Below are 11,671 nucleotides of genomic sequence, written 5' to 3'. Positions count from 1 at the left end.
TCGCTGGGCCTGTTCCAGCAGCGCCCGTCGAGCGGTTGGGGCACGGTCGAGCAGATCACCGACCCGGAGTACTCGACCACGGCGTTCCTGAAGGGTCTGAAGCAGGTCGACGGGTGGCAGGACATGCCGCTGACCGAGGCCGCGCAGACGGTGCAGGTGTCGGCGTACCCGGACCACTACGCCCAGTGGGAGCAGCAGGCCGCCGACCTGGTCGCCAAGCACTGGAACAGCTGACGACAGTTGCATGATGCCGCTGACCGGTACCCCGATCGGGGGTGCCGGCCAGCGGCGTTTCGGCATCTCTGCCGCCAGCGGGGCGGTGATCGGGTGGGGCCGGACGCGGACTCCCTCGTCGGCCCCGGCAGGTGACGGGCAAGGCGTCGCGGCAGGACATCGTCGCGTCGAGGCCGGGGAGTGGCCGTCCGGAGCCGGCACGGTGCCCGGCGTACAGTCGGGCTGGTGGAGCGTACCGAGAGAATGCCCGCGCAGACCCGCCCGCCCGGCGTGGCCACGGCCGATCCCGGCAGCGTCCTGCTGCCGGGCCACGACGTGCCGCTGGGCCGCTACACGACGGTGCGGCGGCTGCTGCCGCAGCGCCAGCGGCGGATGGTCGGGGCCTGGTGCTTCGTGGACCACTTCGGCCCGGACGACGTGGCCGAGCGGCCCGGCATGGAGGTGCCTCCGCACCCACACACCGGCCTCCAGACGGTGACGTGGCTGCTGGACGGGGAGATCCTGCACCGGGACAGCCTCGGCAACGTGCAGCCGATCCGCCCCGGCCAGCTCAACGTGATGACCTCCGGGCACGGCATCGCGCACTCCGAACGGTCGCCTGATCGGCATCCGCCGCTGATGCACGGCGTGCAGCTCTGGGTGGCGCTGCCGGACCCGGCCCGCGCCGGCGCGGCCGATTTCGCCCACCACGCCGACCTGCCCCGCTGGCGCGACGGCGAGCTGGACGTCACGCTGCTGGTCGGCGAGCTGGAGGGCGAGCGGTCGCCGGCCGTGACGCACACCCCGCTGCTCGGCGCGCAGCTCGAGGTGCGCGGGGCCGCGCCGGCCACGCTGCCGCTGCGCCGCGACTTCGAGTACGCGCTGCTGGCCATGTCCGGCGCCGCCGAGGTCGACGGTGTGTCGCTCGCCCCCGGAGCGCTGCTCTACCTCGGCACCGGCCGGGACGGGCTCACCCTGACCGGCGAGGTGGGCAGCCGCCTCCTGCTGCTCGGCGGGGCACCCTTCGAGGAGCCGCTGGTGATGTGGTGGAACTTCGTCGGCCGCTCGCACGAGGAGGTCGCCGCCGCCCGGGAGGACTGGATGGCCGGGCGGCGCTTCGGCGTCGTCGCCGACGACCCGGCTCCGCCGTTGCCCGCCCCGGCACTGCCCACCACCCGGCTCAAGGCGCGCGACCGCAGTGGCGGCGTCCTCGGCTGACTCGGGCAGGCGTGGCCGGGCCCGACATGGGTAGTCGCCGGCATGCCGACCATCTCCCGCATTGAGGACAAGAAGCGACTGGTGCGCCGGCTCGCCGGCAGCGGGCGGGGCTTCGCGGAGCAGTACGGCTTCCGGGTCACGAACAACCCGTCGAGCCTGTTCCAGGTGCTCTGCCTCGCCGTGCTGTTGGCCCGGCGCGGCGACTTCCGGCGCGCCCTGGACACCGCGCACGCGCTGCCCGAGGCGGGCTGGGACAGCGCCGCCCGGCTGGCCCGCTCGCTGCATGCCGACCGGGTGCGCGTGCTGCGCGACAGCGGCCAGCGCGGCGACGTCGACGCGCTCGCCGACACCCTGGGCGACCTGGCCCGGGCCGTCGTCGAGCGCTACCGGGGCGACCTGCGCCGGCTGCGCGCGGTGGCGCACCACGACCCGGCCCGGGAGCGCGAGCTGCTCACCGAGCTGCCTGGCGTGGACGCCGCCGTGGCCGACCTGTTCCTGCGCGAGGCGCAGGCGCTGTGGCGGGAGGTGGCGCCGGTGGCCGACCGCAGGGCGCTGGTCGCGGCGCGCCGGCTGGGGCTGGGACGCTCGGCCGACGACCTCGCCGGGTTGGCCGGCAGCGGCGAGTCCGAGCGGCTCGCCTGGCTGGTCGGGGCGCTGGCCCGGGTCGACCTGGAGCAGCGGTACGCGGAGCTGACCCCCTGACGCGCGGGGTGCGGTGGCCCACAGTTCGCCGGTATTCCTCCAAACGGGGGATGGCGCATCGTATGATGATCTCGGCAGTGATGCCCGCCCGGTTCGGGCGTACATCAATCGCCTGGTGGTCGCGGCCCGGTTCGGGCCTCGTCGACCGTCGGTCAGGTTCTGCGTGGCGCCCCGGTCGCGGTTCGCGGCGGGGGCGCCCGCCTGTCCGGCCGCTACCCGCTCACCTGGCCAGGCCGGCCAGCAGGTTCACCGTCACCGCGATGACGAACGCCCCGAACAGGTACGACAGCATCGAGTGCCGCAGCACCGTCCGGCGCATCTCGTTGCTGGTGAGCGCGGTGTCGGAGACCTGGAAGGTCGCCCCCACGGTGAACGCCAGGTAGGCGAAGTCGGAGTAGCGCGGCGGCTCCGGCTGGTTGAAGTCCACCCCGCCGTCCGGCCCGGTGTAGTAGATCCGCGCGTACCGGGCGGCGAACACGGTGTGCACCACCAGCCAGGACAGCAGCACGCTGAGCACGCTCAGCCCGCTGTAGACGTTCCAGAGGGTCGTCGTGGGCCCCTGGTGGGCGCGGGTCACCACGACGCCGACCGCCAGCAGGCTGGTCAGGCAGGCGACGAGCAGCAGGGAGTCGCGGGCCGCCCGGTTCGGGTCCTCGTACACCGCCAGCCGGGCCGTCCGGTCCGCGTCCATCGGCCACACCTTGTGCCAGACCAGCAGCAGCCAGCTCAGCGCGGCGGCGTCCCAGCCGACCAGGGGGGCGAGCTCCAGCGAGGCCGTCAGCGCGGTGAGGCCGCCGGCCAGCAGCCCGACCACGCCCATCACGGTGAGCTGGAGGGCGGCCGGGGTGTGCCCGTACGGCCGCGCACCGTCATCCGTCATCGGTCCCGCCCTGCGCAGGCACCGCCGCCGGTCAGCCGAGGCGCGGGCAAGGCTCAGATGCCGCGCAGGTGCTGCGAGACGCGCTGGTGCCGCTCCCGGGCCTGCGCCGCCCGCTGGGACGGGCCGACCTCGGGCGCGGCGTCGATGTGTGCGGAGCGGGCCACCTCGTTGCCGTTGGCGTAGTCGACCGGTGGCAGGGCCCGCAGGGCCCGCAACACGTCCGGCGGGGCGCCCTCGCGTTCGGCCTCGCGTACCACGTCGTCCTTCCCGGCCGGGTAGTCCAGGCTCGACAGGTACTGCAGCACGTCGGCGTAACTCGCCATGGTGTCGGCTCCTCCGGGCATCGATCCGGTCACGACCGGCGGCGGTTACCCGCCCGGCGGCCCGTCACGCGCCGTCCGGCGGGGAAATCCGCCGCCGTTTTGTGGACGGGGCACCGGGTACGCGCAGCCGACGCAGGCGCGGAAGGAGCCACGGATGAACTACGACACCTTCGTCGACCAGGTCGCCCGGCGCACCCACATGTCCTCCGAGCAGGCGGTGGCGCTGACCCGGGCGACGCTGGAGACCCTCGCCGAGCGGCTGACCGGCGGGGAGGTGCTGGACCTGGCGGCGCAGCTGCCCAAGCCGTTGCAGGTGGTGATGAAGCCGAGGCCGCGCACGGAGTCGGCGGACCGGTTCGGTGCGGCCGAGTTCGTCGCGCGGATCGCGGTGCGGGCCGGGATCGACGAGTCGGCGGCCAGGGACGCCGCCCGCGCGGTCTTCATCACGCTCCGCGAGGCGATCACCGGCGGCGAGTTCGACGACGTGGCCACCCAGCTGCCGCGCGACTACCGGATGCTGGTGGAACCCGCGATGGCTCCCGGCGCCACCCTGCGCCGCTCCTGACCGGGCCGGCCGACCTGCCCGCCGACCGTCCGTCCCGCGACCCGGCACGGCGGTCGGACGTCGGGGTGCGACCCATCCCCGACCGACCCGGCGCGACCGGCGGCGGTCAGGCGACCGCGCCGGCGGCGCGCAGGGCGGCGACGCTGCCCGGGTCGAAGCCCGCTTCGGCCAGCAGCTCGTCGGTGTGCTCGCCGGGCTGCGGCGGCGGGCGGCGCAGCGCCGTCGGCGTGCCGGAGAAGCGGGGCGCCGGGGCCGGCTGGGTGATCCCGCCCTGCTCCACGAAGGTGCGCCGGGAGGCCAGGTGCGGGTGCTCGGGCGCCTCCCGCCAGTCCAGCACCGGTGCCACGCAGGCGTCCGACTGGCCCAGCAGCGCCGTCCACTCGTCCCGGGACCGGGTGCGGAACAGACGCGCCCACGCCCGGCGCAGCGCCGGCCAGTTCGCCGGGTCGGTGCGGTCCAGCGCCTCGTCCGGGTGCAGCGGGAACCCGCTGCGCCGGACCAGCTCGTCGTAGAACTGCGGCTCCAGCGCGCCGACGGCCAGATAGCGGCCGTCGGCGCACTCGTACGTGTCGTAGAACGGGGCGCCGCCGTCGAGCAGGTTCACCCCACGCGGGTCCTGCCACATGCCCAGCCGGCGCAGCGCGTGGATCTGGGTGCTGAGCACCGCCACGCCGTCCACGATGGCCGCGTCGACCACCTGGCCGCGCGCGCCGCCGCGCACCGCGTACAGGGCCGAGACCAGGCCCAGGGCGAGCATCATCCCGCCGCCGCCGAAGTCGCCGAGCAGGTTCATCGGCGGCACCGGGCGCTCCCCGGGCCGCCCGATCCCGTGCAGCGCCCCGGTCAGCGCCACGTAGCCGATGTCGTGCCCGGCGTACGGGGCGGCCGGGCCGTCCTGCCCCCAGCCGGTCATCCGCCCGTAGACCAGTCGCGGGTTCACCGCCAGGCAGTCCGCCGGGCCGACACCGAGCCGCTCGGTCACCCCCGGCCGGAAGCCCTCGATCAGCGCGTCGGCGCCGCCGGCCAGGGCCAGCACCACCTCCCGGCCGCCGGGGGACTTCAGGTCCACCCCGATCGAGCGGCGCCCCCGGTTGAGCAGGTCCGGGTGCGGGCTGCCGAACGCGCCCGGGTCCACGTCGGTGGCCCGGTCCACCCGGACCACGTCCGCGCCCAGATCGGCCAGCATCATCGCGGCGAACGGGCCGGGCCCGATGCCGGCCAGCTCGATCACCCGTACGCCGGCCAGCGGGCCGGCCGGCACGTCCTCGGTCATCGGCAAACGATAGGCGCTGCGCGTTTGCGCCGGAAGGGGTCGGGAACCCGCCGGGCGAGAGGCGGGAGGTGGCGTGGTCGACGACCGGATCAGGGTGGCCATGCTGCACGGTCCCGGCCGGCCCGACGCCGACGGCGTCAGCGACTACGTGGCACACCTGGTCGAGGCGCTGGACGACGTGGGCGTCGAGGTGACCCCGGTGCCGGTGCGTCCCGACGGGGACGGGGGCCGTTGGCGGGCCGCCACCGTCCGGGCCGCGCGCCGGGTCCGCGAGCTGGCCCCCGACGTGGTGCACGTGCAGTTCGCGCCGTCGGCCTACCGGTTCTCCGGTCAGCCCGGCCTGCTGCCGTGGCGGCTGCCCCGGCGGGTGCCGCTGGTCACCACCCTGCACGAGTACGGGTGGTGGGCCTGCCCCGGCTGGCTGCCGGGCCGGCTCTGGTCGGTGGCGGAGCGGGCCCGCTGCTGGGACCGGGAGTCGGGCCGGCTGGTGCCGGCCAGCGCGGCGGTCATCGTCACGAACCCCGGCCACGGGGACGTGGTCCGCGCGCGCACCGGTCGCGCCCCGACGCACATCCCGATCGCCCCGAACGTCGCCGACCACGTCGGCGCGGCCACCGCCGGGCGGTGCCTGCGGGCCGAGCTGGGTCTGCCCGAGGGCGCCCCGCTGCTGGCCTTCTTCGGCTTCGTGCACCCCGTGAAGGGGCTGCGGCACCTGGTCGAGGCGCTGCCCGACCTGCGGCGCGACCACCCCGAACTGCGGCTGCTGGTGGTCGGCGGGTTCACCTCGCAGGCGTTGCCGGAGCAGGAGGCGCGGGCGTTCCGCGCCGAGCTGACCGGGCTGGCCCGCCGGTGCGGGGTGGCCGAGGCGGTGACGTTCACCGGGCACCTGCCCGCCGAGCGGGTCTCCGCCGCGCTGCACGCCGCCGACGTGGCGGTGCTGCCGTTCACCGCCGGGGTGAGCACGAAGAGCGGCGCCCTGCTCGCCGCGCTGGCGCACGGCGTGCCGACGGCGGTGACGGTGCCCGACTCCGCCGACGACGAGCTGCGCCGGGGCGGGGCGGTGGCGGTGATCGGGCGGCGCCGGGACAGCGCCGCGATCGCGCGCACCGTGGGCAGGCTGCTGGCCGATCCGGTGTTGCGCCGCCGGCTCGCCGAGCGGGGGCGGGCCTTCGCCGCCGCGTACTCCTGGCCGAGGGTCGCCGCCGCGCACCGCGACCTCTACGCGCGGACGCTGGGGCGGGCCGGTGCCTGAGGCGTACGCGGACATCCTGGTGGTGGACCTGCTCGGCGGGATCGGCGACCTGCTGATGCTGCTGCCGGCGGTGCACGGCCTGGCCCGCCGCAACCCGGGCGCGCGGCTGCGGGTGCTCACCCACGACCCGGGGGCGGAGCTGGTGCGCGGCGACCCGGCGGTCACCGAGGTGCGCACCCCCCGCCACGGCCGGCCGGGCGCGGAACGGGAGGCGGTGGTCGAGGCGCTCGCGGCGGCGCGGCCGGACCTGGCGGTCAGCACCACCCGCTACGACGGCATCGCGGAGCTGCTGGAGGCCGGCACCGCGCGGGCGGTGACGAACCTGTGGCGTGGCCCGCCACCGCACCAGCCGGTGGGCGCGCGCTACCTGGAGATCCTGCACGCCGAGGGGCTGCTGGACGCCGCCGACCGGTCCGCCCGCCCGCGGGTGCACGTCGACGACGACGCGCGTCGCGCCGGGGAGCGGGCGGTGGCCCGGTTGGTGGGGGAGCCGCTCGCGCCGCCCGTGGTGCTGGTGACCGACGTCGGGATGGCGGTGAAGCGGTGGCCCGGGCGGCACTGGCGGGCCCTGGCCGGGAAGCTGGCCCGGCGCGGTCACCCGGTGCTCACGGTCGGCCCCGTCGACCCCGACGCGCCGCTCGGGGTGCCGTTGCCCCGGTCCGACCTGCCCACCCTCGCCGGCCAGTTCGCCGCGGTGGGCCGGCGCGGTGGGGTGGTGGCCGGGCCCGACACCGGGCCGGTGCGGCTTGCCGCCGCCGCCGGCGCCACGACGGTCGCGTTGTTCGGCCCCACCGACGCCCGGCGGTACGGGATGGGCGGCACGGATCTCCAGGGGTTGCCGCGGTGCCCGCACCGGCGCCCCACCGCCATCACGGAGCAGCCGTGCTGGTGGGAGGCGCGTTGCCCGCTCGACTCGGTGGGCCCGGCGTGCATGGCCGACCTCGACGTGGACGCCGTGCTCGCCGCCGTTGCCGCCCGCTGACCGGCGGGTGATCCCGTGTGCCCCGTTTGCCGCGCCCGCCGAGCCTGCCATAACCTTGTCGCCACGAGGGGAGTACTTCCCACGAACCATCCCGGTCAGTACGGCGTGCCCGGAGCGCGCCTCGGGTGGTTGCCCACAGAACGGTGGGTGAAGGAGACCTCGAACATGACACGGTGTTCGAGGAGGCTCCATGTCCGATTTGTCGTACCTTGCCGTTGCCGAGATCCACTCGATCGGCACCCCCACGCTGTGGGGCGTCACCATCGCCGCCGTGCTCGCCCTGCTGGCGCTGGACTTCCTGGTCACCCGCCGGCCGCACGAGGTGTCGATCCGGGAGGCGCTGGGCTGGTCGGCGTTCTACATCGCCCTGCCGCTCGCCTTCGGCGCGTGGGTCTGGTCCCGCTACGGCTCCGAGCAGGGCGTGGAGTACCTCACCGGTTACCTGGTGGAGAAGTCGCTCTCGGTCGACAACCTGTTCGTCTTCATGCTGCTGCTGGCCGCGTTCGCGGTGCCGGCGGTGCTCGCCCAGCGGGTACTGCTCTACGGCATCGTCGGGGCGCTGGTGCTGCGCGCGGTCTTCATCGCCCTCGGCGCGGCAGCCCTGCAGACCCTGGACTTCGCCTTCCTGCTCTTCGCGGTCATCCTGATCGTCACCGCCGTGAAGCTGCTGCGTGACGCCCTCTCCGGGCACGAGCAGGAAGTCGACATCAACAAGATGCGCTCGGTGCAGCTGCTGCGCAGGTTCATGCCGGTCACCGAGGAGTACCACGGCACGAAGATGACCGTGCGCCTCGCCGGACGGCGGACGCTCACCCCGTTCGCCCTCGTGGTGGTCGCCCTGCTCGTCACCGACGTGGTCTTCGCCGTCGACTCGGTGCCCGCCGTCTACGGCATCACCGAGGACCCGTACCTGGTCTTCGCCACCAACGCGTTCGCCCTGCTGGGGCTGCGCGCGCTCTACTTCGTGCTGCACGCCGCGCTCAGCCGGCTGGTCCACCTCAGCTACGGTCTGGCGATCATCCTGGCGTTCATCGGCGTCAAGCTGGGCCTGCACTGGGCGCACGGCATCTGGGCGGGCGTGCCGGAGATCCCCACCCTCGCCTCGCTGGGCGTCATCATCGGCGTCCTGGTGGTCGTCACGCTCACCAGCCTCCGGGCCACCCGCGGCACCGCGCCGGGCAGGAAGGAAGTGGTGGTCGAGCGGCGCTGAGCGTCACCCGCCGCGGTGCCGTTCCGGCCGACCGCGCCTGCCCGACCCACCCCGGGTGGTACGACTGACGGGTGGGAATCGTGTCACCGGGCTTCCAGGGCCGGCCCCGCTCCGCGGAGCCGGCCCTGCCGCCGGGGCAGTACCTGACGGAGGACTTCCCGGTCCTCTCCGCCGGCCCGACGCCCAAGGTGCCGCTGGAGACCTGGGAGTTCCTCATCTCCACCGAGTCCGGCGCGGAGTTCCGCTGGACCTGGGACGAGCTGATGGCGCTGCCCCAGGAGACCCCGACGGTGGACATCCACTGCGTCACCCGCTGGTCGAAGCGCGACACCGACTGGCAGGGCGTCTCCCTGGACACGCTGCTGGAGGGCATCGACACCGGCGCGCACTACGCGCAGGCCCACTCGTACGGCGGCTACACCACGAACCTGCCGCTGGCCGACCTGCGCGGCGGGCGGGCCTGGGTGGCGCACTCGTACGACGGCGGCCCCCTGCCGGCCGAGCACGGCGGCCCGGCCCGGCTGCTCGTGCCGCACCTGTACTTCTGGAAGTCCGCCAAGTGGGTGCGCGGCATCCGGCTCACCACGGAGGACCAGCCCGGATTCTGGGAGACCGCCGGCTACCACGACTACGGTGACCCGTGGCGTGAGCAGCGGTACCAGGGCGATTGACCGCCCCACTGCGGTGGCGGGTGGCCCGGCTCGCCGAGCGCCGGTTGGAGACGCCGACCGCGCACACGCTGGTGCTGGAGGTGCCCGGCTGGCCGGGGCACCTGCCCGGGCAGCACGTCGACGTGCGGCTGACCGCCCCCGACGGGTACCAGGCGGCGCGGTCGTACTCGCTGGCCGGACCGGCCGACGGGGACCGGATCGCCCTGACCGTGCAGCGAATGCCCGACGGCGAGGTGTCGCCGTACCTCGTCGACGTGTACGCCCAGGGCGACCCGGTGGAGGTGCGCGGCCCGGTCGGCGGCTGGTTCGTCTGGCGGCCGGAGGAGGCCGCGCCGGTGCTGCTGGTGGCCGGCGGCTCGGGCGTGGTGCCGCTGATGGCGATGGTGCGGGCGCGCCGCGCCGCCGACAGTCGCGCGCCGTTCCGGCTGCTCTACTCGGTGCGCACCCCCGCCGACGTGTTCTACGCCGACGAGCTGCGCGCCCGCGTCCGCGACGACCGGGGCCTGGACGTGACGTACGTGTACACCCGCCAGGCGCCGGAGGGCTGGCGGGGGGAGCCGCACCGGATCGGCCTGGCCGACGTCAGCAGCCACGGCTGGCCGCCCGAGCTGGAGCCGCTCTGCTACGTCTGCGGCCCGACCGGCTTCGTGGAGACCGTGGCGGACCTGCTCGTCGGGCTCGGCCACGAGAGCCGGCGGGTGAAGACCGAGCGGTTCGGCCCGACCGGCTGAGCGTCGAGGAGGAGTGTCCGATGACCGAGCTGTCGTACCTGGACGGCAACATGCTCGACGGCCCGCTGCGGGAGCTGTTCGCCGTCGACCTGAGCGCCGCCAGCGGGCGGTGCGCGCACTGCGGCACGCTCGGCCCGCTGGCCGGCCTGCGCGTCTACTCGCACGCGCCCGGGCTGGTGGCCCGCTGCCCGAACTGCGCCGAGGTGATGTTGCGGCTGGTCCGCTCGCCCGACCGGGCCTGGCTGGATCTGCGCGGGGCCACCTTCCTCCAGGTGCCGATGCCGCTGGACCAGCCGCACCCGGGCCCGCTGTGACGGCGGGCCGCCCGGACGGGGGCGCGGCCGGCTCGGCAGCCGGGACGGGCGGAGGTGGGGCGGTGGACGAGGACCTGCGGGCGCGGTCGGCGCAGGAGGTGTTCGAGGACCACCTGCGGCTGGCCGCCGAGCACCGGTTCGCGGAGGACCTGGCGCGCAACGTGTCGCCGTCCTGTGTGGTGCTGGAGCGCCGGGGCGTGTTCCGGGGGCACGCCGGGGTCCGGGAGTTGGCGCGCTGGCTGGAGGAGGAGCTGCCCGGCGGCGGGTACGCGTACACGAACAAGCTGGTCGAGGGCCGGATGGCGTTCCTGGAGTGGACGGCGGACGCCGAGGGCGTGCGGGTCCGCGACGGGGCGGACTCGTTCCTGATCGAGCAGGGCTGGATCGTCGCCCAGACCATCCACTACACCGTCGAGCGCACCGGCGGCGGGTGACGGCTCGCGGCGTGATAGGTCACAATCCGCTGGACATCGTCGGCGGGGGCGGCGACAGTTTTCCGCCGTGAGATACCTGCGTACCGCCGGGCCGGTCGGCATCCGCCGGCCCCGGCCCGCCGACGAGGCCGAGTTCGTCGCGGCGGCCCGGCGCAGCCGGGACCTGCACCACCCCTGGCTCTCCGCCCCCGACGACCCGACGAGGTACGCCGCGTACCTGGCCAAGATCCGGCGGCGGGACCACGCCGGCTACCTGATCTGCGACCGGGCCTCCGGCGCCATCGCCGGGTACGTGAACATCAGCGGGATCCTCATGGGCGCGCTGCGGGGCGGGTACCTGGGCTACGCCGCCTTCCTGCCGTACAGCGGCACCGGGCACGCCTCGGCACGCCTCGGCCTGGTGGTCGCGCACGCCTTCGACACGCTCGGCCTGCACCGGCTGGAGGCGAACATCCAGCCGGGCAACGAGCCGTCCCGCCGGGTGGCCCGCCGGCTCGGCTTCCGGCTGGAGGGCTACTCACCCGAGTACCTGTTCATCGACGGGGCGTGGCGCGACCACGAGCGGTGGGCGATCACCGCCCCGGCCCCGGCCGGGCCGTAGGCGGTCAGCGCCCCGGCCGGCGCGCCTCGGGGCGCTGACCGCCGAGGCGCTCGATCCGCCCCTGCTTGTGCTCGACGCGCCGCCGCTGCCGGGGCGTGAGGTGCTTCCGGCCGCTCTGCCGCAGGTAGATCGGCTGCCGCTGGTCGTTGGACATCGGCATGCTCATGGCGCAGTCCTCCCGTCGCCGTGGTGACCACCACCGTGCATCCGGGCCGGGTGAGACGAACCCACCCGGGCCGGGTGATCCGACGTACGCGTGCGGGTGCTGCTACGACGCGCTCGGCTACCACTGCGGTCTGGCC

At 75.2% G+C, this 11,671-nt stretch carries 15 protein-coding genes and 1 pseudogene; 12 read left to right on the top strand and 4 right to left on the bottom strand.

Features of this window, described 5'->3' with window-relative positions:
• The 3 genes and pseudogenes from ACZ6Q9_RS03545 to ACZ6Q9_RS03535 form a co-directional block, all read left to right on the top strand.
• A pseudogene (locus ACZ6Q9_RS03545) lies at positions 1 to 234 on the top strand (hypothetical protein); the annotation flags it as partial.
• 225 nt (positions 235 to 459) lie between these two features.
• A complete protein-coding gene (locus ACZ6Q9_RS03540) occupies positions 460 to 1,431 on the top strand; it encodes a pirin family protein (RefSeq protein ID WP_350712187.1) in 972 nt (323 codons plus the stop codon).
• A gap of 42 nt (positions 1,432 to 1,473) precedes the next feature.
• Complete coding sequence (locus ACZ6Q9_RS03535) at positions 1,474 to 2,133, top strand: hypothetical protein (protein ID WP_357463869.1); 660 nt, start codon at positions 1,474 to 1,476, stop codon at positions 2,131 to 2,133.
• Between the two features lie 220 nt (positions 2,134 to 2,353).
• Here ACZ6Q9_RS03535 and ACZ6Q9_RS03530 read toward each other — a convergent pair whose 3' ends face one another.
• Positions 2,354 to 3,013 carry a DUF1345 domain-containing protein gene (locus ACZ6Q9_RS03530; RefSeq protein WP_396826532.1) on the bottom strand — a complete coding sequence of 220 codons (660 nt, stop codon included), beginning with the start codon at positions 3,011 to 3,013 and terminating at the stop codon, positions 2,354 to 2,356.
• Between the two features lie 53 nt (positions 3,014 to 3,066).
• Entirely contained in the window at positions 3,067 to 3,336 is a 270-nt protein-coding gene (locus ACZ6Q9_RS03525; RefSeq protein ID WP_393270980.1) for a DUF2795 domain-containing protein, read from the bottom strand.
• Positions 3,337 to 3,490: 154 nt separating this feature from the next.
• Between ACZ6Q9_RS03525 and ACZ6Q9_RS03520 the strand changes: the two genes are divergently transcribed.
• Positions 3,491 to 3,901: a DUF2267 domain-containing protein gene (locus ACZ6Q9_RS03520; protein ID WP_357704191.1), complete on the top strand. Its 411-nt coding sequence runs from the start codon at positions 3,491 to 3,493 to the stop codon at positions 3,899 to 3,901.
• 106 nt (positions 3,902 to 4,007) lie between these two features.
• Here ACZ6Q9_RS03520 and ACZ6Q9_RS03515 read toward each other — a convergent pair whose 3' ends face one another.
• Positions 4,008 to 5,174: a CaiB/BaiF CoA transferase family protein gene (locus ACZ6Q9_RS03515; RefSeq protein ID WP_396826535.1), complete on the bottom strand. Its 1,167-nt coding sequence runs from the start codon at positions 5,172 to 5,174 to the stop codon at positions 4,008 to 4,010.
• A 73-nt stretch (positions 5,175 to 5,247) separates the two neighbouring features.
• On the opposite strand from ACZ6Q9_RS03515, the gene ACZ6Q9_RS03510 reads away from it, so the two are divergent.
• From ACZ6Q9_RS03510 to ACZ6Q9_RS03475, 8 genes are all read left to right on the top strand, one after another.
• Positions 5,248 to 6,426: a glycosyltransferase family 4 protein gene (locus ACZ6Q9_RS03510; RefSeq protein WP_393448877.1), complete on the top strand. Its 1,179-nt coding sequence runs from the start codon at positions 5,248 to 5,250 to the stop codon at positions 6,424 to 6,426.
• Positions 6,419 to 7,408 (top strand): glycosyltransferase family 9 protein, encoded by a 990-nt coding sequence (locus ACZ6Q9_RS03505; protein WP_396826538.1) that lies wholly within the window; start codon positions 6,419 to 6,421, stop codon positions 7,406 to 7,408. Before ACZ6Q9_RS03510 ends, ACZ6Q9_RS03505 begins: the two co-directional genes overlap by 8 nt.
• A gap of 190 nt (positions 7,409 to 7,598) precedes the next feature.
• Positions 7,599 to 8,618 carry a TerC/Alx family metal homeostasis membrane protein gene (locus ACZ6Q9_RS03500; RefSeq protein WP_393448883.1) on the top strand — a complete coding sequence of 340 codons (1,020 nt, stop codon included), beginning with the start codon at positions 7,599 to 7,601 and terminating at the stop codon, positions 8,616 to 8,618.
• An 80-nt stretch (positions 8,619 to 8,698) separates the two neighbouring features.
• On the top strand, positions 8,699 to 9,289 hold the full coding sequence (locus ACZ6Q9_RS03495; RefSeq protein ID WP_393270992.1) for a sulfite oxidase-like oxidoreductase: 591 nt from the start codon (positions 8,699 to 8,701) through the stop codon (positions 9,287 to 9,289).
• Complete coding sequence (locus tag ACZ6Q9_RS03490) at positions 9,286 to 10,020, top strand: ferredoxin reductase (protein WP_396826540.1); 735 nt, start codon at positions 9,286 to 9,288, stop codon at positions 10,018 to 10,020. The genes ACZ6Q9_RS03495 and ACZ6Q9_RS03490 overlap by 4 nt, the downstream gene beginning before the upstream one ends.
• Positions 10,021 to 10,040: 20 nt before the next feature.
• Complete coding sequence (locus tag ACZ6Q9_RS03485) at positions 10,041 to 10,334, top strand: DUF6510 family protein (protein ID WP_393270967.1); 294 nt, start codon at positions 10,041 to 10,043, stop codon at positions 10,332 to 10,334.
• 62 nt (positions 10,335 to 10,396) lie between these two features.
• Entirely contained in the window at positions 10,397 to 10,768 is a 372-nt protein-coding gene (locus tag ACZ6Q9_RS03480; protein ID WP_396826542.1) for a hypothetical protein, read from the top strand.
• 67 nt (positions 10,769 to 10,835) lie between these two features.
• Positions 10,836 to 11,369 (top strand): GNAT family N-acetyltransferase, encoded by a 534-nt coding sequence (locus ACZ6Q9_RS03475; protein WP_396826544.1) that lies wholly within the window; start codon positions 10,836 to 10,838, stop codon positions 11,367 to 11,369.
• Positions 11,370 to 11,373: 4 nt separating this feature from the next.
• Here ACZ6Q9_RS03475 and ACZ6Q9_RS03470 read toward each other — a convergent pair whose 3' ends face one another.
• Positions 11,374 to 11,535, bottom strand: a complete 162-nt coding sequence (locus tag ACZ6Q9_RS03470) for a hypothetical protein (protein WP_350712201.1) — start codon at positions 11,533 to 11,535, stop codon at positions 11,374 to 11,376.
• Positions 11,536 to 11,671: the final 136 nt, after the last annotated feature.

This window comes from Micromonospora sp. NPDC049139 (genome assembly GCF_055586845.1).
The sequence above is the reverse complement of the archived record's forward strand: the minus strand, read 5'-3'. Positions and strand labels throughout refer to the sequence as shown.

Coding starts and splice junctions, on each gene's coding strand:
- ACZ6Q9_RS03535 (WP_357463869.1), top strand. CDS start 1,474: ATGCCGACCATCTCCCGCATTGAGGACAAGAAGCGACTGGTGCGCCGG.
- ACZ6Q9_RS03530 (WP_396826532.1), bottom strand. CDS start 3,013: ATGACGGATGACGGTGCGCGGCCGTACGGGCACACCCCGGCCGCCCTC.
- ACZ6Q9_RS03525 (WP_393270980.1), bottom strand. CDS start 3,336: ATGGCGAGTTACGCCGACGTGCTGCAGTACCTGTCGAGCCTGGACTAC.
- ACZ6Q9_RS03520 (WP_357704191.1), top strand. CDS start 3,491: ATGAACTACGACACCTTCGTCGACCAGGTCGCCCGGCGCACCCACATG.
- ACZ6Q9_RS03515 (WP_396826535.1), bottom strand. CDS start 5,174: ATGACCGAGGACGTGCCGGCCGGCCCGCTGGCCGGCGTACGGGTGATC.
- ACZ6Q9_RS03500 (WP_393448883.1), top strand. CDS start 7,599: ATGTCCGATTTGTCGTACCTTGCCGTTGCCGAGATCCACTCGATCGGC.
- ACZ6Q9_RS03485 (WP_393270967.1), top strand. CDS start 10,041: ATGACCGAGCTGTCGTACCTGGACGGCAACATGCTCGACGGCCCGCTG.
- ACZ6Q9_RS03470 (WP_350712201.1), bottom strand. CDS start 11,535: ATGAGCATGCCGATGTCCAACGACCAGCGGCAGCCGATCTACCTGCGG.